Source organism: Occallatibacter sp., assembly GCF_049510455.1.
GTDB lineage: Bacteria > Acidobacteriota > Terriglobia > Terriglobales > Acidobacteriaceae > Telmatobacter.
Genome location: NZ_JBEKYX010000020.1, coordinates 1 through 25879 on the forward strand (window position 1 = coordinate 1; position 25879 = coordinate 25879).

The window sequence follows — 25879 nt, forward strand, 5'->3', positions numbered from 1 at the left end:
CAGAAACTTTGCATGCAATTAACCCCATTTATGCTTTACTCAGAATCAGCAGAAGAAAGAGCTACGGCCCGAATCCCAAAAAGGATTCGGGCCGTAGCTCTTTCAAGGCAGCCCAGAAATTTTTTTTTCGAGGGTGTCCCCTCAAAAGTAACCACTCATGATAATCAATTAGTAAACACCATAAATCAACGGTAAATTACACAAAAACAATCACATAGCGGCATAATTCCCCACTCTTCAAAAAACAGCCTTGCCGGGAAAACAAAAAGCGAAAGTTGTTCCAGCAAATCCTCAAACGCTGCAGCCCCAGGCCGCAACATCAGAGCATCTCTCCCCAAGGTATAAAATTCGGGTGCTCCACCCTCGCCGCGTATTTGTTTTTGCGGCCAGAGGTCGCTCTACAGCAAGAGGAGAAATGCTCTAACCGCGCCACCCTTCCTCTGTGATTTACCTCGAAGACGGCTCAACCCGAAAAGGACCAGCAGTAAACGACAAAGGCCACGCATTTTAAGCGTGGCCTTTGTACGTCATGAAGAACGAATTATCCGAACTACCAGAGTGTTAGAACTCCACGCGCAGGGATACCTGTAAAACACGAGGAGCAAGGCCATTAGGGGTATCGCTCGTGAGCAGTCCGAACGGAGCAGAGCTTTGCGTAATGTCGATGTTGTTTGTGGCTGGGTTGCCGAAGACCGGATGATTCATGACATTGAAAGCATCTCCACGAAGCTTGACGACAACCTTCTCGACCACGGGAAATGTCTTGGAAAGCCCCGCATCCAGGGTCGTTGATCTCGGTCCACGCAAGTCATTGCGGCTTCCAATCTGGAATCCGACAGGGCCCGTGTAATCGTTAACCGCTGTATTCGTGTTCCTGAAAGCTTGAAGTGGATTTCCCCCTCCGCCGTGGATGTGGATGTCCATATCGTGTATGTCTCCGGTCAGAATCGCCGGGGCGTCGTTAGAAAATCCAGCAACAAACGCGTTGGCGCCGGCAAAGTAGGGGAATCCCGTATGCCAGCCGGGCAGGCCGCTTACAGACCATCCGCCAAGGAACTCATTAACGATCCGCGGTGACGATCCTCCAAACGCTCTTCCATGCCCAAACGGCAGGTCATACACGAAGTATCCATTGATGTAGTGAGTCACGTCGAAGTCGGAGTTCCCTCGGCATTCCCGCGGCCGCACCACGTCGCAGATAAATCCATAACCACCGTATGCCACAGTGTTTGCAGTGACTGAAACGTTGTCGATCGCATGCGACCACGTGTAATTGATGTCGAACGTCAAGCCGAAACTGCTGTTCTTGTGCAGCGTAACCAGTGCGCCGTTATATCCCGAAAATCCCTTGTTGGTATACACGGTATTCTCGGCAAATTGCGCGGCCATGCCGACGTTTGGAGGCAGGAAGAACTGTGATGCGGAAACCGGTGATCCGGCGAGAGAGAAAATCCAATCTGCAAAATCTCCTCGAAAGGGGTAGGCGCCACCCTGATTTGCCGCATAGGCAGTGTTGCTGGAGAACCCTTGAGACACCCCAAACCCCGGAGTAGCCACATCTTCAAACCACGGTTGAGGCGTAAGGTTGTTGACGCCAACGCCGGCTCTCACTTGCTTTTCTACGGCGGTGACGGCCTGCGACATCGTCTGACCGGACGCCGCGTCCGGGAAGTCGATGAGCTGCGAGGCATCGGCCTGCGCCATTAATCTGCGGCCAAAACGGCCCACGTAATCCGTCTTCAGAATGAACCCCTTCGGGAACTCATGTTGCATGCCAAACGTCGGGAGGAATGAAAAGGGATTTTTGAAATGAGGATCGATCGTTTCGTTGTCTTCGCCATTGAGCAATCCATTCGGGAAAGCACTTGAAGTCCCCGCATTTTGTACCCACGGGTAATAGGGAGTGGCGATGGCCGGCGCAGACGGTGGCGTCGGCGGAGTGCTGAGCCCGTTAAACCGCCCAAGAGTCTGGTAGGAACCATAAGCGTTGCCAGTAGTTCCCATAGGGTCGTTCACGCTGTTCTTGAACAGGTAATTGAATTGCGTCTGCTGATACTGGATCGCGCTGATAACCGTGTGATCGTACACAATCCCGCCGCCCCCGCGGAAGACCGTGTGCCCGTTCCCCGGAGCCCATGCAAACGCAACGCGCGGAGCAAAATCGTGATATTCCGGCGCGTAATAGCTCTGGGTGCCGTTTGCTTTTCCACCCAGAACATAGGAGATAAGCGGAACAGTTTGAGTCCCCATCTGTCCGGCCGCGCTCTGCGCTTCGCGCTGTCCAAAATAATAATTGAACGTTGAATCGGAAATAGACTGGCTCCCAAATTGAGCAAGCGACTGCAGGCCATGCCTTTCATAAGGAACCGAGTAATACTGCCAGCGCACGCCATAGGAAATCGTCAGCTTCGGGGTGATCTTCCATGTATCGCCCGCATAAATTTCAGTTTCATAGAACCGGAAATCCTGCGTGGCTCCGGATCCCTGGGTATATGCCTGCGCCTGGTTGTTGAAGTTGTAAGTAGCAGACGTGGACGAGTAAGGCGCTAGAGCCAAAGCATACGCGCTGTCATAAAGGTTTTTTGCATTTATGTTGGGATCAAGGTCAGACGGACGCATGCTCGGCTCCGAACCAGGCGACGTAAGGCTGTTCACAAATCCGCCAAGACCAAGTCCATTACCGTTGTAATTGAGGACGACAAAGTTGTCAGGGCTGATCCGCTTGATCTGCCCGCCAACCGCGAAGTCATGCCGGCCTTTCTGCCAGTCAAAGTCATCCTTGATCATCAGGATGGGATAGGTCCGGCCCTGCGCATTGGTGCAGCTTGCATACGGACCGCTTAACACAATTCCGCCGCTCCCGGTTCCACCCAGATTTCCGAATTGCGTAGCGCCTTCCGGGTTATAGGTGCAAGGAAATGAATAGTTTTCGTAGGTTTCTCCCAGCTCCACCTGGTTTGTCTTATTCGATGAAATCACCCAGGTATTAATACCTGCCCAGTCATAGCTTTGATCCACAAACGGGAACGTCTCCGGGTCACCGGGAAACTGGACTGCCGATTGCGTATCATTGAGTCGCGTAAAGTGCCCGACACCTTCAAAATTGAGCCGCGAATTCAATTTATAGTCAACCCGCTGGGTATAGTTATCTTCCGTCAACGGAAACGGAGCATTAAACGTATAGCCGGCAGTGTTTACCAGATCACCCTCTTTACCGGAAAAATCGTTCGCGTGAGGATACCGGCTGGAATAGAGGCTCAACAGTGCGCTGTTGTAACCAATTCCCAGAGGATCCAGGGCAGCAACCTGCGTTGGAGAAAGCGAGTTCATGGTGCCGGCCTGTTGATTCGTGAAGTAGTTCACGGAGCCGCTGCGATAACTGTCGAGTGGCACGGTGCGCGTGGTGAGATTCGATAACGTATCCCTGCGTCCTTCATAGTTAAAAAAGAAGAAGATCTTGTCTCTTTTAACCGGCCCTCCAATAGAGCCGCCAAATTGATTGCGGATGAGCGGAGACCTTGGCACCCCGGAGTTGTTGCTGAACCAGTCGTTGGCTTCCAGAACGGTGTTGCGGTAATAGTCGGAGAGGTTGCCATGAAACTGGTTGGTGCCGCCCCTGGTAACCAGTTGGAACTGACCTCCGCCGCCTTCTCCGGAGCTGGATAGTTGGCCGCCAACTATGCCTCGAAACTCCTGCACGGAATCAACGGGAGCATTCGCCACCACAGCGCCAAAGTTGCCCGTCTCGTTGTCATTCACATCCAGGCCATCCAGCGTCACATTCGATTGATCCGTGCGCGATCCGGTCACCGAGCCCATTGCCGTAACTCCGGGCAGCATGGTAAACAACGCTGACGGGCTATCACGAGTTTCAATCGGAAGCTCATTGAGCACTTGGACCTGAACGTTATTTCCTACCTGAGCATCCGTAGTATTGACCGTTTCACTCTCGCTGCCCGCGGAGACCTCGACCGTCACAGTCGTACCGGCCCTCATTGTCGCGTTTTGCGTGCGAGTGTCATCCACATTCAGATAAAGGTCTTTGATCACAACTGGGCTAAACCCGGCAGCCTCAAAGTGAATTTCATAGCCAGGTCCCGCCGGCACCAAGTTAAACGTATATGCGCCATTGTTCCCCGTAATTGCCTTCAGCTCGACCCCAGTCTGCGGATTCCGAAGGGTTACAGTGGCGCCTGGAATCACAGCCTTGGATGAATCGCTAGCCACGCCGGTGACATTGGCTGTTCGCTGCGCTTTTACAGTGGTAACGATGCCAAACATCAATATGACGAGACTGGCCACGGTACAAATTCTACGGAACATTGGGACCCTCACAAAGTCTTTTCAGTCTTAAACGAGATCGGTTGTTGCAAGTACATGGCCAATACGCCCTACTCTGTTTCCATGGAAATGCAAATCGTAGAAAAAAATTACAGATGCACGCAAAATCTTAGAGCCAGGTCTAAATATGATGAATACCAACCTATTGAAATGCGGAGAGAAGCCACATTCAAGATTCCAATTCTGCAAGAGACAGATTGAGCATGTTCTCCGTTCTCTATCTGCCGACATCTGTCGTGATCTCCGCTCACGCGTTACGCAGCGCAACCATCGGCTCGACTCCTGCCGCACGGCGCACCGGTACCACGGTAGCCACCAGCGCAGCCAGAGCAAGCAGTACCGTTGCGGCTGCCAGCATAACCGGATCCCACGGCTGCACGCCGAATAGCTGATCCCTCATCAGCTTTCCGGCCAGAACCGCCAACGGAATCCCCAGGCCCAGGCCGATGCCCACCTGCAAGAACGCGCCGCGCAGCACCATCCTGATCACGTTTCCGCGATCCGCGCCAAGAGCCATGCGCAAGCCTATCTCGTTAGTGCGCTGTTCCACTGTGTAGGCCATCACACCGTAAAGCCCAACCGCCGCCAGCGTCAGTCCAAGCGCGCCAAAAAGAGTCGTCAATGTGGCAATCATGTTCTGCTGTTGAAAATCCCCGCTGATCACTTCGCTGTAAGAATCGACACCGTTCACCACAAGCGTCGGATCAACGCTCGCGATTGCTTTGCGCACCTGCTGCTCCATTCCGGTTGGATCGCCGGGAGCCCCGATGACAATGTTGTAGAGAAAATGAGAATACTTTTCGCCATCTGAAAAAATAGGATCGTCGTACGACGTTACGGTCTGCGTCTCAGACACCCAGAACATGGGCCGGACAGCCTCCTTGTAGTCCCACGTCATGTAACGAATGTCTCTGACCACGCCAACAATCTCATAGGTAGAGGCGCACTTAAGCCGGTCAAGACCGAAATGGTACCCGATCGGATTCTTGTCTTTGAAAAAGCGCTTAACGAATGCCTCATTAACAACCGCTACATTCAACGTGCTTGCGGTGTCATCTTCTGTGATGGGCCTGCCTAGCACAATCTTCGCGCCGATGGCATCGAAGAACCCCGGCATCACGCGCGCCCAACCAGCGCTTGTGTCTTCCTTCGCGTTAGGCTCCGGCCTGCCCTGAATGCGAATCCCCTCATTCCAGCTATCGCCGCTCATCGGCGCATAAAGCACAGGCGCAACCCCACGCACACCCGGAATCTGCTTCAGGCTGTCATCGATCTTGCGAAATAATAGTTCCATCTGTTCCGGCTTGTAGTTGCTCAGCGTCGGATTGATCCCTACGAGATAACGGCCTTGCGTCTCGAAGCCAAAATCCTGATGCTCAAGATTGCGCAGGCTCTCCGCCAGCAAAGCCGCAGCCGAAAGCAGCACCACCGACATCCCCACCTGTGCGATGACCAAGGACTTCTGAGCCCACGAGCGGCCGCCGCCTACAGAACGGCTCGCACCGCGTAGCGCCTCTACCGGATCGGCATGCGAGGTAATCCACGCCGGCGCCGTTCCAAAGAGAATTCCCGTCAGAATCGAGATGCCAAGTGTAAAGAGCAGCACCGGCCACGATGGCGCCGGGCTGACCGGAACATAATTGTTCCCTCCACCAATCTCGAAGGCCAGGTAAAGAATCAGGCGTGTTCCGCTATACGCCACAGCAATCCCGAGTGCTCCGCCAACAATCGCCAGCAGCACACTTTCCACCAGGGCCTTGCGCACCAGCCGAATTCGCGAAGCTCCCATCGCAACGCGAATCGAAATCTGTGCGCGTTCTCTCAATCCACGCGCCAGCATCAGGTTTGCCAGATTCCCGCAAGCCACAAGCAGAACGCATCCGGCTGCAATCAAAAGCAGCTTGAGGCTGCTCTCGTATTCATCCCGCATGACCGCCACACCCGCTCCGCCAGGAATCAGATGCAGTGTCTGCTGTTGCCAAAGCTGCTTTTCACCCGGCTCCATGTCAGGCACATGGCTCGCCAGCCAATCATGGAGATCTACGCGCAGCTTCGCTTCCAGCGCTTGCGGATTCACACTGGGACGAACTCTGCCCAGAATATCCAGGTAGTTTCCATTGGCTCGCTTCAGCCGTGAAACATTTCCGCCGAGAATCTGCTCGGAGGTAATCGGCAGCCAGAAGTCTGGCATACCCCAGCCCGAGAGTTTAGCCCCATAAAACCCTTGCGGCGTAACGCCGATCACAGTAAACGCATTTCCGTTGATCAGGAAGCTAGCGCCAACTACGGAAGGATCGGAGGCAAACTTTGTTTGCCATGTGCGATAGCTCATCACCGCAACCAGCGGTGCTCCCAGTTGGTCATCCGCGTCAGTCATCAACCGGCCCACCCACGGCTGTATGCCCAGGGTTCGGAAGAAATTTCCGGAAACTTCCTGCCCGTTGTATGTATCTGCCTGCGCCTGCGATCCAGCGCGCCTCACGCCAAGAGGAGAATTACCAGCCTGCAGCGCTGCCAGGTCTGCGAACTCCGGCGTGTGCGCGCGAAAGTTCTTGTAAGCCTCCCAGGAGAAGAGCGAAAAATCACCATCATCGCTCTGCGTATAGCCGCCCCAGTTGCAGCAGCGAATCTTGTCCCCGATGCGCCAGAGCTCATCCGGCTTGGCCACAGGCAATGGTTTCAACATCACCTGATGCACCAGCGTAAAGATGGCTGTCGTCGCGCCGATACCCAGAGCTAAGGTAATCACCACCGTCGCTGTAAACCCAGGCGCCTTCCTTAGTTGCCGTATCGCATCGCGCAGATCTGCCAGCATTCGCTTTCTCCTCGAAGAGCGTTCAAAGTGGATTTCAGGAGTTACGTAAGCACGGCGATTGCCGTTCCATGAACTTACCTGGCTTCAAAACAAAGGGGATTAAAGACACGCGCATTGTTGCCCCTGTCCGAAATCAGCATGTACTGTACAGAATCGGACAGGGATTCGTTTGTTGTGCGAACTGCCTATCGAAAGCCAAACTGCTGAAGGGCTCGCTTAAGCCCATCAATATCCATTCCCGCAGTTCGATAGACAATACGTCCGTCTGCGTCCAGCAAGTAGGTCTGTGGAAACGCTTCGGTGCTCTTGTAGTTCGCAAAAACATTCGATTTGCCAGGCTCCCCGCCGAGCACGAGCGGGAAACTCAAGCCGGCTCTACGCGCGTAGTCCACAACCGTTTTTGCAGAATCTCCGCGATTTACCGCCACAATCGTGAAGCCCTGCGCGCGGTATTGTTCGTAGAGTTTTTCAAACTCAGGAAACTCGATACGGCATGGAGCACAGTTGAAATACCAGAAATTTATCAGGGTCGCCTTCTTGCCTCGGCGTTGGGTTGAAAGCGCCAACCGCTCTCCTTCTGGCGTCGGCAAAGTGAAGTCCGGCGCCTTCTCGCCAATCGAAAGCATTCCAGCGGTTATTGAGGTCGACTTTTGTCCGGCAGCTGGCACAAAATGGAAATAAGCAGCCGAGGAAGGAGCATTCACGCGTATATTGCTCAACTTCGCCTCAAAGACTCCGGCCTTTGTGCCTGCACCAAACTGCACGATAGATCGTGCCAGAACGTCTTTGTCGAAGAAGAACCGCGCACCATATTCGCCCATCGGGCCAGTACCGTGAACCAGCAGAACTCGGAACTGTTGACCATCAACTGACTCACCGCTGACTGAGTCCAAATGCTCGCTCGGATCTACGGAGGCGCCAAAAGGGTTAAGGCTCTGCGTAAAAAAGAAACGGTATGGAAATCCCCACCAGGGCGTGTCGATCTTTTCTCCACGCGGATCGATTGATTCCTGGGTATAGCTCTTATCATCAGGAACTAAATATCGCACTGTTCCGTCTGAAACGAGTACATGCAGCGGATAGTCTCCCGCCAATTTGACGAATGCATAATTGGGTTTCATCAAACGAACAGTGCCTGTTGAGGTTTTAGTTCCGGCACTTGTCTTCCATGTGAGTACGATGTCTGCACTTAGGGTGTGCTGTAAGCGCGCGGCCTGCGTTACCCTCTGCACAAAGTCTTGTGTTGACTCCTGAGCAACAGACTGAATAGGTACGCTGATTGTAAGCAAGGCAATAGCCATCATCCACAAACGTACTTCTCGCATGATCTCTCCTACACCACGCTAGCGTTCAAGAATCTTCTCGAAGTACGCCAGCGCACGCGGATCGTGCGTCTGCCCCAGCCAGAAGATTGCTTCCTTGCGAACCGCAGGATCGGAATTGGTTTGTGCCACCTGCAGCAGCTCCGGCACTGCCTGGTCCTTCGGCAGCTGGCTCAGTGCAAACACAGCCTTCTTCTTCACGGCAACCTCAGGATCGTTCGCCACCGCATCCTTCAAGGTGCCTATGGCCTTTACGCCTGCCTTCTGCCCCACCCAGAAGATCGCTTCTTCCCGAACGCGCGTGTCGGAATCAGACTTCGCCATGCGGATCATGTCTTCAATCGCGGCAGGATCATGATTCACCGATAAATCGAAAACCAGTTTCTTGCGAAACTCCGGATCGCTATCCTTCGCCAGTTTCTCCAGAGCCAGCAGGCCGTCATGTCCACGCTCCGCGCCCAGCCAGAACCCTGCTTTCTCTCGCAGCCACAGCGGATTCGACGAAGACGCAAATCCTGCAAGCGCCGTTGTCGCCTTTTGAGACTCATGCATGGCAATCGTCGCCAGCGCCTGATCCGTGAGCCTCTTGTTGTCGTCCCCAGTCGCCAGGCTCGCAAGCCACGCAATACTCTCATCCGCGCCAACTCCCGTCAGCCACGTGAACGACAACCCTCCTGCATCCAGCCGGCATCCGGCGCCGACGAAACGAAGCTTGTCGATCGCACCATGATCCATCCGCACCAGCACATCGATCTTCGTTACCACCTCGTCTTTGTCAGAGGACCGATAGATGTTGTCGGATTTTTCTAGTTGATAGACACCGCAGCATCCATCGTCCATCGAGGGCTGCGCGTCGCCTGAACACGAAGAGAAACGAGATCCCGGCAAAGCTGCCACCTCATAGCCAAACCAGAGTGGTCCAGTCTCATGTTGAAATCGGCCCGCCATCGCGGACAGTTCCCCTCCGCCTTGCTCCGGGTGAAACTGCGCATTGATCACCTTCGGCGCTTCCTGTGCCGCCGCCACTGCGCCCACGCCGAGCGCGGCTGCCAACAACCAGTTTTGTGTCAAATTCTGTCTCATGGGATTCCTCGCTATTACTTGTTGAGAATTTCCAGCATGTAATCGGTCGCTTCCTGGCTATGGATCAAGCCTAGCTGCTGTACCAGATATTGCTTCATATTCGTGTCCTTTTCCGCGCGTGCCAGCGCCACCAGGTCGTGCGCGTCATTCGCAAGGAACAAACCCTGCGCCGCAGCTTGCTTCGTGTCCGTGTCGGAACTCTTCTGGTAAGCTGCCACCAGCACTGGCGCCACTGACATCCCTCCAGAAATCCCAAGATTGCGGATCGCCTTACGCCGCAGCTCCGTATCCTGTTCCGACTGCGCAATCTCGCTCAGCACGGCCACGCCCTCGTGACCGCTGGCTATCAGCGCATTAATAATGTCCGCCTTGGTCTCTGCACTGTTCGTCGCGCGATAAAGCCCCTGCAGGTCCTGCACGGCGCTCATCGCTCCCAGCGTATGTACCGCCGTCTTCGCCAGGTCAGGGTTCGTCTCCTGGCGTGCCGCCTCCAGTACCTTCGACGAATCTCCCGTAATCAGATATGCCTGCAGAATCGCCTTCTTCACCCGCACATCGCTCGTCTGCTTATAGAGATTCGCCAATGTCTCGTTTGCGTGCTTTCCCTGCGCCGTCGCAATCATGTAAATCGCATGGATCTGCAACTCGGGTCCCGATTGCCCCTGAGCCACCTTGCCGATCACCGCCGCAGCCTGTGGCGACTGGCTCTGCGCCAGCACAAACAGCGCGCGCTTCTTCAGCTCGTCCGATTGATTGCCCGCCAGAATCTTCTCAAGTATCGGCACCGCCTGCGCCGGGTCCTGCTCCATCAGCGCATTCACCGCCAGCAATTTCAGATTCTGGTCCGGCTCCGCCTGCGGTGACACCGGATCGCCGCTCTTGCCGCGAATCTCAATCTCCAGCGCGCCGCACTCCTCGATCCACCGGCTCTTCGGATACAGCTTGCGCAGCTCTCCGCATGTGCTCAGCGCATTCGCCGATTGGCCTTCCTTGTTCTCCGCATACGCCTTCCAGTAGAGTGCGCCTTCCGCATGTTCGCCATGCATCTTTGCCACGCGATCAAACAACCCCGCCGCATCCTGCCAGCGGCTCTCATTCACGGCCCGCGTTCCATCGGCATACAGGCTCGCTTCGTCAGCAGTTCCCGCACTCATCCAGTTAAGCACTGGCGATGCTCCAGCCTCAGCCGCGCGCAAATGCCACGGCGCAACCGTAAACGCTGCTGCGAAAAATAAAACCACTGTTCCCTTAGCTCTCATTAGATCGATGCTCCTCTTCCCTGATTCGTCTTGTTGCCCTGATCCGTCTTCCGTGTTCTCAACACACGAATCTCGAACAAAATTCCCTGCGTGTTCATCTCACTGCGCACCCGCTGCAGATCTTCCGCCGTCAAATTCGGATTGTTCGCGATCTCTGCCAGCACACCTTCCAGCCGGTCCAGCGCGCCCGCCAGCGCAGGGTCCTTCGCATGTGTTGCCGTCGTGCGATACAGCCGGTTCGACGCCAGCAGCTCACGCGCATCCGACTGCAGTTGCGCATTCTCCACGTGATCCTGCGAATCCGCATGCTCCAGCGCCACCAGCAGTCGCTCCGTTCTGTCCAGGTGCTCCGTCAACACCACCACCACGGTCGGCTGCGTCGTTGTTTGCGGATTTTTATTTCCAGCAGTGTTATCTGTCTTCGTCGTGATCCGCGCCCAGTAGCGCCCACCCACAAATGCCGCCGCCAGCAGCATCGCGCATCCCAGAGCCAGCGTCCCCGCCTTCCACCCAGTCCATCCAGACCAGCCCCATCCAAACCAACCACGCGCCTTCTTCTCATACGGAATCAGCCGCGGCTCAAGCGCCTGCCACACTCGCTCGCCATACTGCGCGTCCCTCTGCGGAACCTCCGCCAAACTCATCCCATCCAGACTCTGCTTCAGCTCCGCATACTGCGCCGCACACTCCCGGCACGCCTTCACATGCGCCGATGCAGCGCCCTCACCCTCGCCGTAATACAGCTCAACCAGTTCTTCTTCGCTCAAGTGCTTCATGCCATCCCCCGCAGCGGCGCCAGCTCCCGCCGCAACTTCTGCACAGCGCGAAACACCGCATTCTTTGCCGCATTCGGAGCCACGCCAAGCACCTCCGCAATCTCGTTCACCGATCGATCCTCATGATGTCGCATCACAAATGCAGCCTTCTCCGTCGGCGTCAACCGCCGCATCGCTCTCTCCTGCACCGCGCCGATCTCGCGACTCAGCAGCGACCTCTCGGGATCAGCATCCTGCGTCTCTATCTGCACCGTCTTCTCTTCCGGATCGTTCTCATCGCCCGCTCGATACTCAGCCTCAATACCCGGCCGTTGAATCCGATCCAGCGCGCAGTTCACAGCAATCCGGTAGACCCACGTCCCGAAACTCGCGCGCTGCTGAAAGCTCTCCAAGCGCTGATACCCGCGCAAAAACGCCTCTTGCACAATCTCCTCCGCATCGGCCTCATTGCCCATCATGCGAAAGGCCACTCGGAAGATACTTCCACTGTGAGCGCGCACCAGCGCACCGTACGCTTCCTTGTCTCCGGCCAGCACCGCCCGGACAATCGAGTGATCGTTCTCTTGCATTCAGCGCCTTAGACAGAGAATCCGCGTTAGCGGTTAGGAGATTATTTTTACCCCATGCCGTCCGAAAATGCAGACCCGCCAGGATAGTCGACGGAACTCTCGCGCTGCCTGCAGAACCCGGAACCAAAATTTCCAGGATGGCTTGTAGAATTCCCGTCTGGCCGTTCGTCGTTATAGTGAAGGCGGGCAACCGGCCCGGCTGAAAACCACTTCCAGGAGACACTATGCCGCAATATCTGGTTTCAACGTACTTCCCTGACAACTTTGACCCATCCACCATCGACGAAGCCGCGGTGGAGGCAATTCACGAGCTCAACCGGGAAATGGACGCTGCCGGCGTGACGAAGTTCGCCTGCGGCCTGGGCGCGGCCCACGCACTGCGCACGCAGCCCAACGGAGAGCTGATGCTCACAGACGGGCCATATCTCGAGGCCAAGGAGCACATCGGCGGATTGTCCATCATGGAGTGCGCAAATCTCGATGAGGTGCTGGCTTGGGCACGCAAGGGCGCCAAGGCGTGTGGTGTGTCGATGCCGGTCGAGATCCGAGAGATTTTCTTTGTACCGGCCCCGGAAAAGAACTGAGAAGCACGGTCGGAACGGAATTCTGTGAGCGGCTTGTCGAATTTCCACCTGTCCGTTCGTCGAGAGAATGAAGAGCGGGCGCAGAGCCCTGCTAAAGACCATTCAAGGAGAAACTATGCCGCAATATCTGCTTGCAATTCAACACCCCGACAACTACGACCCGTCCGTCGAGAGCGAGACGATGATGCGTGATATTCACGCGCTCAACAGAGAAATGACGGCGGCCGGCGCTAGATTTTTCGCCGGTGGCCTGGAGCAGGCACAGAACGCAAAATCGCTGCGCAAGCAAACGGATGGAGATGTGGTTGTTACGGACGGGCCCTACCTTGAGACCAAGGAACACGTAGGCGGTTTTTGGATTCTGGAGTGCGCCGGTATGGACGAGGCGCTCGCGTGGGGAGGCAAAGCCGTTGTCGCCTGTCGCGCGCCGGCTGAAGTGCGAGCGTTCCTCCCAATGCCAACCAAATAGTACAACCTGATAGTACAACCTGGCAGGAATCAACTGGAGCAGTGCCATAAGGAGCAGCTTGATGCGTTTCATGATGATTGTCATCCCAAAGGGATACGAGAGTGCGACCCCCAACACTGTTCCCAGTGTGGAGGCCGTGGCGAAGATGCAGGAGTACAACCAGACGCTACAGAAAGCGGGAGTTCTGCTCGCGCTCGACGGCCTCTTTCCGCCTGCAACTGGGGCGCGTATTTCCTACCTGGACGGCAAAGCCACGGTGACTGACGGACCATTCGCTGAGGTCAAAGAAGTCATCGGAGGCTACTGGATCATCCAGGCACACTCGCGGGAAGAAGCCATCGAATGGGCAAAGCGCGCGCCCATGTCCAACAACGAGATCATCGAGGTTCGTCAGATCTTCGAGATGGGCGATTTCCCCAGCGATGTGCAGAAGGCAGCCGAAGGCTATGAGAACCTTCCGCACTCGGGCTCGAAGGAGTGAAAGACATTCATAAAGCGATTGAGGCCGTGTGGAAGATCGAGTCCACACGGCTCGTCGCCGCCATTGCCCGCGTCACCCGCGATATCGGTATCGCAGAGGAGCTGGCCCAGGACGCCCTGGTGACTGCGCTTGAACTCTGGCCCGAGCAAGGCATCCCCGAAAATCCCGGCGCGTGGCTGATGACAGCGGCTAAACGGCGCGCCATCGATTCGTTGCGCCGTGGCCGCATGCTCGTACAAAAGCACGAACAAATCACGCGCGAACTGGAATGGCAACAGCAGCAGCTTGGAGATGCTTTGGAGCACTCACTGGATCTAGTGATCGATGATGACATTCTGCGGCTCATCTTTACCGCGTGCCATCCCATACTTGCAATGGAAGGACGAATCGCACTGACGCTGCGCCTGATCGGCGGCCTCACCACCACGGAGATCGCGCGCGCCTGCCTTGTACCTGAGAAGACGATGGGGCAGCGGATCTTTCGCGCCAAGAAGACCCTCTCGGAAGCGCATGTTCCTTTTGAGACGCCACGCGGAGATGAGTTGCGTAGCAGGATCGACTCCGTATTGCTGGTCATCTACCTGATCTTCAATGAGGGATACACCGCAACATCCGGAGACGAATGGATGCGGGCCGCGCTCTCTGAAGAGGCACTGCGTCTGGGACGCATGCTGGCGCAGCTTCTCCCTGGTGAATCGGAGGTCCATGCTCTTCTGGCGCTGATGGAGTTGCAGGCATCGCGCTCCGCAGCGCGCCGCGGCAAAAACGGCGAGGCAGTGTTGTTGCCGGATCAGAACCGAACGCTCTGGGACTACGCGCAGATTCAGCGAGGAATGACCGCGCTCGAACAAGCGCAAAGACTAGGCGGTGGCGCGAAACCCTACGCGTTGCAGGCAGCCATTGCCGCATATCATATACGCGCACGCACCGCCGAAGAGACAGACTGGGGCGGGATCGTTCTCCTCTATGACGCCTTGCTGCAAATCAATCCATCTCCAATCGTGGCACTCAATCGCGCAGTCGCTGTTGGCATGGCGCAAGGCCCAGCCGCCGGGCTCAATGCGCTCGACGCAGCGGCCACGCTCGCCGGCGACTCTGCGCTGGCCGGCTACCATCTCTTTCCCAGTGTCCGCGGAGACCTGCTGATGAAAATGGGCCGGTTCACTGAGGCGCGTGAGGAAACACAACGCGCCATGGAGATGACGAAGAATCTGCGGGAACAGGAATTGCTGGCGGCCAGGCTGAAGCAGATTGAGAAGGCGGCCTTATCAACATAGGCATGGCTCAATCTTCAGGTGGAGTGAAGAACTTTCTTCAGCTTTTTTCCGTTCACTCTCACCTCTAACCTGTCACCGGGCTTGCCCAGCCATATACAATCCGTCCTGAAGCGAGGAAGCCCTTATGTCTCTTGCAGTTCTGCCGTTGCCGTTTCTCGTCATCGTCGTCATCATCGCCCTTTACCTCTTCAATTCCATCAAGATCCTCCGCGATTACGAGCGCGCAGTCATCTTCCGCCTCGGTCGTGCCCTTCCCGTGCCGAAAGGCCCCGGCGTCACCCTCGTCTTCCGCCCTTTTGACCAGATGGTCCGCATCTCCCTGCGCCAGGAGGTCCTTGAAGTCCCGCCGCAGGACGTCATCACCCGCGACAACGTCACCATCAAGGTCAACGCCGTCGTAACGCTTTACGTCCTCGATCCCAACCTTGCCGCCATCAAGGTAGCCAATTACGTCTACCAGACTTCGCAGTTCGCCCAGACCACGCTTCGCTCCGTTCTCGGCGAAGTCGAACTGGATGAGTTGCTTAGCCACCGCGACAAACTCAACCTCAAAATCCAGACCATCATTGACCAGCGCACGGAGCCCTTCGGCGTCAAAGTCACCTCGGTCGAAGTCAAACAGGTAGACCTGCCCGATCAAATGCTCCGCGCCATGGCCAAGCAGGCCGAAGCCGAGCGCGAAAAACGGTCCAAGATCATTCATGCCGAGGGCGAATTCAACGCCGCGCAAAAGCTCGTCGACGCCGCTGCGCTTCTCGCCACACAGCCCATGACCCTGCAACTCCGCTACCTGCAGACACTTGCTGAAATCGGCGTCGAAAAGAACACCACCATCGTCTTCCCGCTGCCCATGGAGCTGCTCAGCCTGCTCAACAAGGTAAGCGAGGCCGCTATAAAACCTGCGGAGAGGGCGTAGACAAAACCCGCAACTTCGCATCCAACACAATGTATGCAATGGGATAAGGAAAACGAGTTTAAGGTTGAGACCCAGGGAGACGACAAGGAAGTCACCCTGGGCCCTACGGTACTGACAGCCCTGGGGCTTGGCCTGCTGGTGCTCTGTTGCATCTGCTTTCTCGCGGGGTACGTGATAGGCCATCGCGCTGAAACGCCAAAGTCTACCAGCACAACAGCTTCATCCTCCAGACACTCCATCGCCGAGCTTCTCGCCCAGGACCAGGCGACACATCCGGCATCAAACTCGACCACGCGCGCCGCCCACACACAACCCGATGAGACAGCCGGCTCTCTGTCTCCCGCTGCCGCCGCCCAGGAACCTGCTCCACCGCCCGCTGAGGCAATTCCCGATTCGCAGCCTCCCGCACAAAAGCCTGCCAGTACACAGCCCGCGGTACACACGGCGCTGCCGCAATACACCTCGCAGGCCGGCTCGTGGGTTGTGCAGGTGGCTGCCGTCGAGAACTCAGCGGACGCCGATGTACTGATCAGCGCACTTCGCCAGCGCGGCTACTCTGTCTCAGCGCGTCACGGCGCAGGCGATAACCTGATCCACGTGCTGGTGGGTCCATTTGTAAGCCGAAGCGACGCCGATTCCATGCGCCAGAAGCTGGCGAACGATGGCTACAATGCCAATGTTGAGCCCTGATTTTTCATCCACGCATCCACTCCGGCAGCCCTGAAGCTATCGACTCACGCACCGCCGCCATCAGTTCTTCCCGCGTTGCAAATTCGGCTGGATGTATGGGCTCGTGGAAGATAATGTGCGCAGTTCCTGGATATACCTTCAGGCTTCCTTTTCGCATCATCGTCTCTGTGCCGTAGATCGAAACCGGAACACACGGCGCGCCGGATTCCATAGCGAGATAAAACGGTCCTTTTTTGAATGGCAGCATTCGTCCATCGCCTGAGCGCGTTCCTTCCACAAATGTGGTGATGTGGATTCCCTTCTCGAGCACACGCCGCGCCGCTGTCACGCTCTCCTTGGCGCTTTCCACGTTGCCATCGCGGTCCACCGGAACAAATTGACCCAGCCTGAAGCCATAACCCAGCACTGGAATCTTCATCAGCGATCGCTTGAGAAATGCCGAAGTCCTTCCGGGCAGATTGGGAATCAGCGCGGGTGGATCGAGATTCGAAACGTGATTCGCCATGAATATGCAGGCCGTGTCCCGCGGAACCCTGTCGCGGCCTTCGATCACGACTTTTACGCGGGCCAATCGGAATGCGGCGCGCACAATCCATTGCGCAACGTTATAAAGCGCATCCGCGCTGCCTGTGATCAGCGTCCAAGGAAACAAGACGAGTGCAGCAGGTGCGCCCAGACCTGCGATCGTGAAGAGAAGAATTAGCGACGTGATCATGCTTACTTTCCGGGCATCAACCTAGGCGCTCTCTCAGCGCCGCAGGCAGTTTTTCATAGATGCCATCAAAGCCGCCATTGGAAAGAATGGCCACCACATCGCCCGCCGCAAGTTGCGGCGCGATCTCCTTCACAATCGCATTCGCATCGGGATAAATCGCAGCAGCAGTTCCTGCAGCGTTCAATCGTTCGATGACCTCATCCGGATGCAGCCGCTCATCTTCCTTGATCTTCTGCTGCTGATACACGCCGGCAAGAATCACGCGGTCGGCAGTGCGCAGGCTTTCCACCAGATCATCCGCAAGCACCCTGCGCCGCAGCGTATTGGAGCGTGGCTCCAGCACGGCCCACAGCCGAGCCTGCGGATACACCGAGCGCAACGCCCTCAGCGTTTCGCGAATAGCCGTAGGATGATGCGCAAAGTCTTCGATGATGGTTATGCCGCCGATCTCCGCACGTACTTCCAGGCGCCGCTTTACGCTCATGAAGCTGGCCAGGGCCTGTTGGATTGCATTTACGGGAATGCCCTGCCCGGCGGCGAGTGCGGCGGCTGCCGTTGCATTCAGCGCATTATGTTCGCCGGCCAGCTTCATTTCAAAAGCCGACCACAACGCACCGCCGTGCCAGACCTCCCAGTGCATTGCGCCGTTTCGATAGCAAAGGTTCTGCAGGCGCCAATCGGCTTCGGCACTGAAGCCATAACGCTCTACCTTACAAAAGGCCTTGGCTACGCACTCGGTCACATTTGGGCTACCGTCGAAGGCGATGATGCGGCCACGCCGTGGAACCAGGTTCACGAGCCGTTTGAATGCTGTTTTCACCGCATCGAGATCCGCGTAAATGTCCGCGTGATCGAATTCGACATGCGTGAGGATCAGTGCGTCAGGAAAGTAATGCAGAAACTTCGGCCCCTTGTCGAAGAAGGCTGTATCGTATTCATCGCCCTCCACGATAAAAGTGCGCGTGGGCCGCAGATGAAAGCTGGTTCCGAAGTTTTCCGCTACGCCACCGATGAGAAACGATGGCTCCAGTTCCGGTTTCGATGCTGAGGCTGTTTGATACATCCATGCCAGCATGCTGGTCGTCGTGGTCTTGCCGTGCGTTCCTGCCACAACCAAAGACTCGCGCCCAGTCAGAAACTCCTCTTTGAGCAGCGCTGCCATCGATGTAAATGGAATGCGGGCATCGAGAATCTTTTCGATTTCAGGATTGCCGCGCGATAGTGCGTTACCGATCACCACGAGATCAGGAGCGGGATCGAGATTCGCTTCCGAATACGGCTCCATCACCGGGGTTCCAAGCTCTCGCAGCAGATCGCTCATGGGTGGGTAAGCTGCCGTATCGGAGCCGGTGATGCGATGCCCCTGCAATTGCAATAATCCGGCGAGAGATGCCATTGCCGTACCGCAGATACCGCTCAGATGTATATGCCGGGGCTTTCCGTTCATCGCTGCACCGCCGGTTCCAACAGCTTCAATTCAGTCTCCTCATTGACGTGCAGGTCGGCAGCAACGCCGAAGGTGAGAGTGACATTCCGGCGCGAGACATGGCCGCTGCGCAGGCCGATGGCAATGGGCCCGGAAAAGCCGTCGAGAGCACTCATTATCGTCTTATCGAGTAGGTCGGAATCTGCGCCCGGCGAGATGCAGTCGAGCATTTCGCCGAAGATAATTCCCGTAACGTTGTCGAGTTTACCCGCCTTTCGCATCTGCCAGAGCATGCGGTCAATCTGGTACGGCTTTGCTCCGACATCTTCGATAAAGAGCAGCTTGCCTTCTGTCCGCGGCTCCCACGGCGTGCCAAGCATGGTGACGAGAATGCTGAGACAGCCGCCATAGAGCGTGCCACTTGCTGAGCCTGGCTTCAGCACGCGCAGACCCTCTGCCGCTCCCACACTGTACGGCTGGCCGGCGAGTGCAGCATGAAAGCTCGGCAGGTGTACGCCGTCTTCAAGATAAAAATCCGCGGCCAGCATGGGACCGTGAAATGCGGGAATGACGAGCTTGTCGAGCAGATGTAGTTGAAGGCCGGTGAGATCGCTGTAGGCGAGGAACGGCTTCGGATGCGCGCGAAAGACTTCTAGGTCGATGCGATCGAGCAGGTAATTGGACCCGTAGCCGCCGCGCAGGCACATTACGGCTTGCGTTTCGGGATCGGCAAACGCGTCGTGCAGGTCAGCAATCCGCTGCTGTGGAGTGCCGGCAAAGAATAGCGGTCCCCGAGTCAACGCGTTCTCGGCAAACTGCGGTGTATACCCAAGCGCGCTGAGCCGCTCCACACCGTCTGTAATGCGATCTTGCCGCGCAGAGGATGCGGGAGCGACGATTCCGATGCCTGCGCCGGGCTCGACGGCAGCAGGTCGAAGAAGCGTAGGCGTCTGCATTACTCCTCCCACGTCTCGCCGCGCGCTATGAGCGTCGCGGACCCGGTGAGTTGCAGTTCTGCATCTGTTGCATCCCATTGCACGGTCTGTGCGCCGCCCGGAGCAATGACACGCAGCGGCGAGCGGACGAGTCCTTGTGAGATGACAGCCGCAGCCGATGCCGACGTGCCTGTGCCGGAGGAGGTTGTGGGCCCGACGCCGCGCTCGAAGATGCGAATCTCAATTTCCGAGGGACTGAGCACACGCGCAAATTCGACATTGGTTTGATACGGAAAATCCGGATGACCGCAAATTTGTTGTCCAATGCTTTGCCAGCGCTGTCCATCCACGGCGAAGTCGGCGTTGTCGACGACGATGACGAAGTGAGGATTGCCGGTGGAGACCTCTGTGCCGGGGACCTGCACACCGCCGGGGATGGTGACTGTGCGCGGAGTAAGTTTCGGCACGCCCATGCCTGTTGTGATTTCCACGGTATAGCCACTTTTGTCGTGAATGGCATTCACATGACAGCGCCTGAGACCTGCATCGGTCTCGATCTCCAGCGTATCGCCCGGCTTTGCGCCAATCGCTTCCGCCATCCAGGCTGCTACGCAGCGCGTACCATTGCCGCTGATCTCGGCTATCGATCCATCCGCGTTATGCAGGCGGATACGGCCGGCCTTTTTGTGCGGTTGGCTATCGTTCCACGCAAAGAACTCGACGCCATCCGCGCCGACGCCTGTATTTCGTGAGCAGAGGCGACGGGTGAGTTCTGCCCAGTCATGGCCCGCTGCCGCATCTTCCGTCACAATCAGAAAATCGTTGCCGCAGGCGTTTGCCTTGGTAAAGGGAATCACTCTTCCTCCGGATCGCGGAAGGTAAGCAACTGGCTGATCGCCGGCTGATTCAAAAGCTGCGCGCGCAACTGATCGTGTTTTTTCTTTGACGCTAACAGCGAAAAGCTGACGCGCTGCAGGACACCGATCTCGTCCCTCTCTACGCCAGAAAGGCGCTGGTCGGCATTGTCCAGCGCGCCAAGAATCGATGCAAGCATCTGCGTCTGATCGCTTCCACGCGCTTCGTAGATGAGCGAGTAGCCTTTCAGGTTTACGCGATGCTCGAGAAAGCCAACCACCGTCAGAGAGAAGATGACAAGCAGCGCAGCCGCTATCGCTGGCGCGTACAGTCCCGCTCCGCATGCCATGCCAATGGAAGCGATGACCCACACGCTGGCCGCACTGGTTAGTCCGCTGACGCGGTTGCTGTTGTGCAGAATAAGACCGGCGCCGAGAAAACCAATTCCCTGCACGATATTGGAAGCTACCTGCCCGCGATTGGTTCCGACATCTCCGGCAATGACTCCTGAGAGCAGCGTGAAGAATGCACTGCCCATGCAGATGAGCATGTTGGTTCGCAGCCCGGCGGCCTTGCGCTGAAATTCGCGCTCAAGGCCAACAAGGCCGCCCAATGCGCAGGCCACGATCAAGCGCCCGATTGCGCCGTTCAATACGCCGAGCTGCTGCAGCCATGAGAAATTGAATGGTTGCCCGAACTGTGAGAGTGCTGTCACTATGCTGCTTCCTTGCCAGATGCTATCACTGCACGAGCACGCCTGTTGAGGTTGCCACACCTGGGGTAACTGAGACGTAAAGTGTGCCAGGGGGCTGCCACGGCGCAGTAAAGCGCTGCACCTCCTTGAGTCCCTGCGGGTGCGCATGCACGGCGCGGTCCACCTCATCGCCATCGAAGGCCAGCACCACCGCTGCGTGCTGTGCCGGAGCGGACAAGGCAGCGCTATAAAATTCCTTGTCGCTTTCGTTGATGGTCTGCTTGAGAGGAATACCAGTGAAGGCGACAATCTGCGGATAGACCGAGGTATCCATGAGGATGACTCCGCCAGGGCTTTTTTGCAGATACGCGCGCAGTGCTGTGGGGATTTCGACTTCATACGACCGGCGCGACTCGATGTTTTTGGTTCCTTCGATGTAAACCGGAGGCCCTTCACGGAGCATCACCAGGCAGTTGATAACAACCAGGAGAAGCAGAAGCGCTGCTACAGCGCTGGCGAGGCGAGGCTTGAACTCGCGAGCGGCAGCAATGATGAGGCTAGCCGCGAAGCCCAGGCTGAGAGCGAATGCGGGCAGCATTTCAAGCCCATAGCGCGTGTTGTACCAGGAGTGTGGCCACCAGACGGGAAGGAAGATTGGCACTGAGCCGTACGCGACGGAATATGCGTAGAACGGAACAGGAAGCCACAACAACAGCGCCCATGCGAAGGTTCGCTTACGAGCCAGGAACCATGCGTAAATAGACCCGAGCACGCTAACAACGAGCAGAATGTTACCCCAAGGAAGTGCGGCTGCGTCCATCTCCGCGCATTTCACATAGAAGATCAGAGAGACCCAAAGGTTATGCCAACCCGGATGAGGCGGTCCGGTGCCGGGAGTCGCGGTTCGCATTTCGATTGCGCTGGCTGAGTATGGTCCACGTACAAAATCGAGCCAATCACCAAAGACAGTCGCGTTGTAGACAAGCCAAACGACTGGCGCGGCAACTACGACAGCGCTTGCGAGCCAGAAGGTGCGTGATCGCAGCCGCCCGCGCCGGAGCAGTGCGACACCTATGGCGCACCATGCAAGCAACGCCATAATCCAGCCGTCGTAACGCGTGTACACAGCGGCAACGAGAACGAGCGCGATGCGCCAGAGCAGTCCCTTGCCGGCGTATTCACTGTCTGAGTCAAGCGCGGCGCGCCATTCTACGAGCCAGACTGCCGTCCACACCATTTCGCAGACGAAGAGCGGCTCTGTCATCGCTGTGGTCTGCAGATACAACAGATTTGGATTGAGGGCGAAGAAAGCGAGCGCGATTACGGCAGGCGTGGGCGCAAGCCATCTGCGCGCCAGCCGATATAAGCCTGCGCATGAGGCCAGCCATGCAAGCGCTGAGGGAATCAGAGCTGCCGCTCCGTTGGCCCACCATGCGTGAACTGCGACAAATGGAATCAGCAGCAGGTGTGGCAGCGGCAGCCACACCGAACCGAGCTGCGTGAGTCCGGGCCGGTGGGAGTCGAAGACGCGGCGCGCGATGTGCAGATGAGCTACCGCGTCGCCGTAGTTGAGCATCGCGCCATGCCGCCAGCTCCAGGCAATCGCTATGAGCGAGACGGCTACGCACGAGGCTATTGCGGCAAGATACTCGACCCGGCTTGGATGCTGCTCAGTCAAGGTGCGTGAGATCGCGGAAGATTTCGAAACGCTCGTCGATTTCTTCGCGTTTGAGATTCGCGATCCGGTCGGTGCCGAATTTTTCGACCGCAAAGGACCCCATCACGCTGCCGTAGAAGATCGCGCGGCGCAGCACGCCTGGCGTCAGATGCGGCTGCGATGCAAGATAGCCGAAGAAGCCTCCGGCAAAGCTGTCGCCTGCGCCTGTCGGGTCCACCACTTCCTCAAGAGGCAGCGCGGGTGCGCGGAAGGTGCGCTCGGCAGGTTCGCCTGTTGAGGCCTTGTGAAAGAGTGTGGCGCCGTATTCGCCATGCTTCACGACAAGCATCCGCGGACCGTAGGACATGACTTGCTGCGCGGCCTTTACCAGGCTGTTCATGCCGGCCAGCATTCTGGTTTCAGTGTCGTTGATGATAAGAATATCCAGCCCTTTGAGAACTTCGAGCAGTGCGGGCTTGTGATCCTTGATCCAATAATTCATGGTGTCGCCAGCTACCAGCTTTACGCCGGGCATGGCCTCACGCACGCGCTTCTGGAGGACGGGATCGATGTTGGCAAGGAAGAGATACTCCGAGTCGCGATAGGAGTCAGGAATCTTGGGTTGAAACGAGCCGAAGACATTCAGTTCGGTGTTGTGCGTCTTCGCTTCGTTGAGGTTCTCCAGATAAGAGCCTTCCCAGAAGAAGCTCTTGCCTGATGCGCGCTCGATACCCACGGTATTAATGCCGCGCGCTTTGAAAACGGCCTCCTGCTCCGGGCCAAAGTCTTCGCCGACAACAGCGATCACGCGTACATCGGTGAAGAAGCTGGCTGCGAGCGAGAAATGCGTTGCCGCACCGCCAAGACAGCGCTCACGGCGGCCCGCGGGAGTTTCAATGGTGTCAAATGCAACACTGCCTACGACGGTAATAGCCATTTTTCCTCTTTTTCACAGTGGGGTTGTCAAATTTTCTACAGGTCTTCAGAAGACGGTTGCATGCTGTCCGCGACAAAGCTCGCGAATCGTTTTTCAAACCGAAACAAGGCCGATTCAACATCCGCCCTGAGCCCTCTCATCTCTTTCGAATTCGCAATTGGCTTAAATTTGTACATGGCGGCGTGCTCAACCTCCCAGAAGAGTCCGAGCAGCATCGGCACAATCTGATATTCCCCACGCACTCGTTGACTTACTTTGTTGCGATATCCGAAGTATTTTGGGGCTAAATTACTCCCATTTTCGTTTTGCACCGGCTTGGAAAGCCAACCCGGAAAATGCTCGCGGAGTACATTATCAACTTCTATTAGCCGGCTGTCAGGAAAAGCGAGAATCCGAACACCTGCCAAGTCCGGGAGATTGCGCAAAGAGTAGTCCTCCCCGCGTTCCGGATCAAAAATCTTTCCTTCCTGATCATTGCGGAGAGACTCGACTGCACTCTCGCATTCCTTCACGCGAGCCTGTATGACAAGTTTTTCGTATGGATTCAGACTATGCAAAACCGGAAGAGTATAGAAACGAATTTCAGTTTCGACTTGAGCGAGTACGCGGCGTATTTCCGGCAGAAGATCAAGATACTCTTGCCGGAGCCTGCTTGTGATCTTCTCCTGTTCGGTCATGCTCCGAGGACTTTCTCCAATTCGCGCTTTACGCCATCCGATGGAGCATTGTTGAAGTAAAAAATCCAACCACTATCGCTCGCGCCTTCCTTGATGCGCGTCGCTAATTCTTCTTCGGAGTGGTCCTCTACAAACTCAAGGCTGAAGGCCTTCTTCGCCGCTTGATTCACATAGAGCGTCCGATCAAAGTTGAAGCGATATTTGGCTTCCCGGAGAATTTCCTTCTTCATTTCCACCTCCCGGATCCTACTTCTCAGCAGTCTGTATCTTACAGCAGCCCTGAAAATTGCTCACTTTCAGCCGAGATACTTACCGAACAACAGCTTCAGCTTTTCCTTTGTGGCGGCGGGAATCAGATCTCGTTGTGTAAGCACCGCATACTGCGCCGCATTGACACACGCACATTTCCTCTGCATCGGCATGGCAGCTATTGCGGCCCTCACAACGCGACTCGCGTTTTCGGCATTCTTGTGGAGGACGGCCACTATCTCTTCAATGGTGACTGCGTCGTGGCCTTCGCGCCAGCAGTCGTAATCGGTCACCATCGCGACTGTTGCGTAGCATATCTCCGCCTCGCGGGCGAGCTTGGCTTCCTGCAGATTGGTCATGCCGATTACGTCGGCGCCCCAACTGCGATAGAGATTCGATTCTGCCCTGGTAGAGAACTGAGGGCCTTCCATGCAGACGTAGGTTCCACCGAGTTTGCCAACTACGTTGGCAGTCGCGCAGGCTTGTGCCGCGGTTTTTGCGACGGTGGCGCAGACGGGGTCGCCGAAGGCTACATGGCCGACGATGCCATCGCCGAAGAAGGTACCGATGCGATGAAAGGTGCGATCGATGAACTGATCCGGTACGACGAAATCGGTCGGCTTGTGTTCTTCTTTCAACGAGCCGACGGCAGAGACGGAGAGAATGCGCTCCACGCCGAGCTTTTTGAAGGCATAGATATTGGCGCGGAAGTTCAGTTCCGATGGCAGGATGCGATGGCCGCGACTGTGGCGGGCGAGAAATGCAACCTTGCGGCCTTCGAGTGTGCCCAGGACGAATGCATCGGAGGGTTCACCGAAGGGCGTTTCCACGCGCTCTTCATGGATGTCCGTAAATCCGGGCATGGAATACAATCCACTGCCGCCTATAATGCCGATCTCCGCCTGCGCCAACCTCACACTCTCTTCCCGCGAGCCATTGGCTTATTCCAGCGGCCGCCCATTACAAACACTCCAGTATAACGACAGGGCGCTGAGGTAATGGCTCAGTTTGAAAAAGCCCGCAGGGGCTAAAGCCCAAAGACTTTATCAGCCGGATTTTCGGCACGACTCAAGTCATGCCCTGTTACAAACCAATTCAAACTGAGCCAGTACCGGCGCTGAGAGAACCGCGGCCTTGCGGCCTTGTTTCTCC

23 protein-coding genes are annotated in these 25879 nt (G+C 56.6%); 6 read left to right on the forward strand and 17 right to left on the reverse strand.

The window, feature by feature from the left end; genetic code table 11:
* Positions 1-561 precede the first annotated feature (561 nt).
* The 7 genes from ABSG47_RS05525 to ABSG47_RS05555 all read right to left on the reverse strand — a co-directional run bounded on the left by ABSG47_RS05525 (position 562) and on the right by ABSG47_RS05555 (position 12165).
* The gene (locus ABSG47_RS05525) at positions 562-4323 is read right to left on the reverse strand and encodes an outer membrane beta-barrel protein (protein ID WP_424167463.1); all 3762 of its coding nucleotides are present in this window, start codon (positions 4321-4323) and stop codon (positions 562-564) included.
* Between the two features lie 265 nt (positions 4324-4588).
* Entirely contained in the window at positions 4589-7156 is a 2568-nt protein-coding gene (locus tag ABSG47_RS05530) for an ABC transporter permease (protein ID WP_424167465.1), read from the reverse strand.
* A gap of 185 nt (positions 7157-7341) precedes the next feature.
* On the reverse strand, positions 7342-8481 hold the full coding sequence (locus ABSG47_RS05535) for a redoxin domain-containing protein (RefSeq protein WP_424167467.1): 1140 nt from the start codon (positions 8479-8481) through the stop codon (positions 7342-7344).
* A gap of 18 nt (positions 8482-8499) precedes the next feature.
* Positions 8500-9561 (reverse strand): HEAT repeat domain-containing protein, encoded by a 1062-nt coding sequence (locus ABSG47_RS05540; protein WP_424167469.1) that lies wholly within the window; start codon positions 9559-9561, stop codon positions 8500-8502.
* Positions 9562-9575: 14 nt separating this feature from the next.
* The gene (locus tag ABSG47_RS05545) at positions 9576-10820 is read right to left on the reverse strand and encodes a HEAT repeat domain-containing protein (RefSeq protein WP_424167471.1); all 1245 of its coding nucleotides are present in this window, start codon (positions 10818-10820) and stop codon (positions 9576-9578) included.
* Positions 10820-11596: a hypothetical protein gene (locus ABSG47_RS05550; protein WP_424167473.1), complete on the reverse strand. Its 777-nt coding sequence runs from the start codon at positions 11594-11596 to the stop codon at positions 10820-10822. Before ABSG47_RS05550 ends, ABSG47_RS05545 begins: the two co-directional genes overlap by 1 nt.
* The gene (locus tag ABSG47_RS05555; protein ID WP_424167475.1) at positions 11593-12165 is read right to left on the reverse strand and encodes an RNA polymerase sigma factor; all 573 of its coding nucleotides are present in this window, start codon (positions 12163-12165) and stop codon (positions 11593-11595) included. The genes ABSG47_RS05550 and ABSG47_RS05555 overlap by 4 nt, the downstream gene beginning before the upstream one ends.
* A 224-nt stretch (positions 12166-12389) precedes the next feature.
* On the opposite strand from ABSG47_RS05555, the gene ABSG47_RS05560 reads away from it, so the two are divergent.
* The 6 genes from ABSG47_RS05560 (at position 12390) to ABSG47_RS05585 (ending at position 16582) form a co-directional block, all read left to right on the forward strand.
* Positions 12390-12749 (forward strand): YciI family protein, encoded by a 360-nt coding sequence (locus ABSG47_RS05560; protein WP_424167477.1) that lies wholly within the window; start codon positions 12390-12392, stop codon positions 12747-12749.
* A 115-nt stretch (positions 12750-12864) separates the two neighbouring features.
* The gene (locus tag ABSG47_RS05565; RefSeq protein WP_424167480.1) at positions 12865-13218 is read left to right on the forward strand and encodes a YciI family protein; all 354 of its coding nucleotides are present in this window, start codon (positions 12865-12867) and stop codon (positions 13216-13218) included.
* 70 nt (positions 13219-13288) lie between these two features.
* Positions 13289-13699, forward strand: coding sequence for a YciI family protein (locus tag ABSG47_RS05570; protein WP_424167482.1), 411 nt, complete (start codon positions 13289-13291; stop codon positions 13697-13699).
* The gene (locus ABSG47_RS05575) at positions 13696-14976 is read left to right on the forward strand and encodes an RNA polymerase sigma factor (protein WP_424167484.1); all 1281 of its coding nucleotides are present in this window, start codon (positions 13696-13698) and stop codon (positions 14974-14976) included. The genes ABSG47_RS05570 and ABSG47_RS05575 overlap by 4 nt, the downstream gene beginning before the upstream one ends.
* Before the next feature lie 124 nt (positions 14977-15100).
* Positions 15101-15892 carry a slipin family protein gene (locus ABSG47_RS05580; RefSeq protein ID WP_424167486.1) on the forward strand — a complete coding sequence of 264 codons (792 nt, stop codon included), beginning with the start codon at positions 15101-15103 and terminating at the stop codon, positions 15890-15892.
* 33 nt (positions 15893-15925) lie between these two features.
* A complete protein-coding gene (locus ABSG47_RS05585; protein WP_424167489.1) occupies positions 15926-16582 on the forward strand; it encodes an SPOR domain-containing protein in 657 nt (218 codons plus the stop codon).
* A gap of 4 nt (positions 16583-16586) precedes the next feature.
* On the opposite strand, the gene ABSG47_RS05590 is transcribed toward ABSG47_RS05585, so the two are convergent.
* From ABSG47_RS05590 to mtnP, 10 genes are all read right to left on the reverse strand, one after another.
* Positions 16587-17297 carry a lysophospholipid acyltransferase family protein gene (locus ABSG47_RS05590; RefSeq protein WP_424167492.1) on the reverse strand — a complete coding sequence of 237 codons (711 nt, stop codon included), beginning with the start codon at positions 17295-17297 and terminating at the stop codon, positions 16587-16589.
* Positions 17298-17313: 16 nt separating this feature from the next.
* Entirely contained in the window at positions 17314-18744 is a 1431-nt protein-coding gene (gene mpl, locus ABSG47_RS05595) for a UDP-N-acetylmuramate:L-alanyl-gamma-D-glutamyl-meso-diaminopimelate ligase (RefSeq protein WP_424167495.1), read from the reverse strand.
* The gene (locus ABSG47_RS05600) at positions 18741-19679 is read right to left on the reverse strand and encodes a S66 peptidase family protein (protein WP_424167498.1); all 939 of its coding nucleotides are present in this window, start codon (positions 19677-19679) and stop codon (positions 18741-18743) included. Before ABSG47_RS05600 ends, mpl begins: the two co-directional genes overlap by 4 nt.
* Complete coding sequence (dapF, locus tag ABSG47_RS05605; RefSeq protein ID WP_424167501.1) at positions 19679-20515, reverse strand: diaminopimelate epimerase; 837 nt, start codon at positions 20513-20515, stop codon at positions 19679-19681. The genes ABSG47_RS05600 and dapF overlap by 1 nt, the downstream gene beginning before the upstream one ends.
* Positions 20512-21228 (reverse strand): MgtC/SapB family protein, encoded by a 717-nt coding sequence (locus ABSG47_RS05610; RefSeq protein WP_424167504.1) that lies wholly within the window; start codon positions 21226-21228, stop codon positions 20512-20514. Before ABSG47_RS05610 ends, dapF begins: the two co-directional genes overlap by 4 nt.
* A gap of 25 nt (positions 21229-21253) precedes the next feature.
* Positions 21254-22885 (reverse strand): hypothetical protein, encoded by a 1632-nt coding sequence (locus tag ABSG47_RS05615; RefSeq protein ID WP_424167507.1) that lies wholly within the window; start codon positions 22883-22885, stop codon positions 21254-21256.
* A complete protein-coding gene (locus ABSG47_RS05620) occupies positions 22878-23801 on the reverse strand; it encodes a PfkB family carbohydrate kinase (RefSeq protein WP_424167510.1) in 924 nt (307 codons plus the stop codon). Before ABSG47_RS05620 ends, ABSG47_RS05615 begins: the two co-directional genes overlap by 8 nt.
* A 35-nt stretch (positions 23802-23836) precedes the next feature.
* Positions 23837-24478, reverse strand: coding sequence for a hypothetical protein (locus ABSG47_RS05625; RefSeq protein WP_424167512.1), 642 nt, complete (start codon positions 24476-24478; stop codon positions 23837-23839).
* The gene (locus ABSG47_RS05630; RefSeq protein WP_424167514.1) at positions 24475-24708 is read right to left on the reverse strand and encodes a hypothetical protein; all 234 of its coding nucleotides are present in this window, start codon (positions 24706-24708) and stop codon (positions 24475-24477) included. The genes ABSG47_RS05625 and ABSG47_RS05630 overlap by 4 nt, the downstream gene beginning before the upstream one ends.
* A 66-nt stretch (positions 24709-24774) precedes the next feature.
* On the reverse strand, positions 24775-25638 hold the full coding sequence (gene mtnP / locus ABSG47_RS05635) for an S-methyl-5'-thioadenosine phosphorylase (protein WP_424167584.1): 864 nt from the start codon (positions 25636-25638) through the stop codon (positions 24775-24777).
* Between the last annotated feature and the right edge of the window lie 241 nt (positions 25639-25879).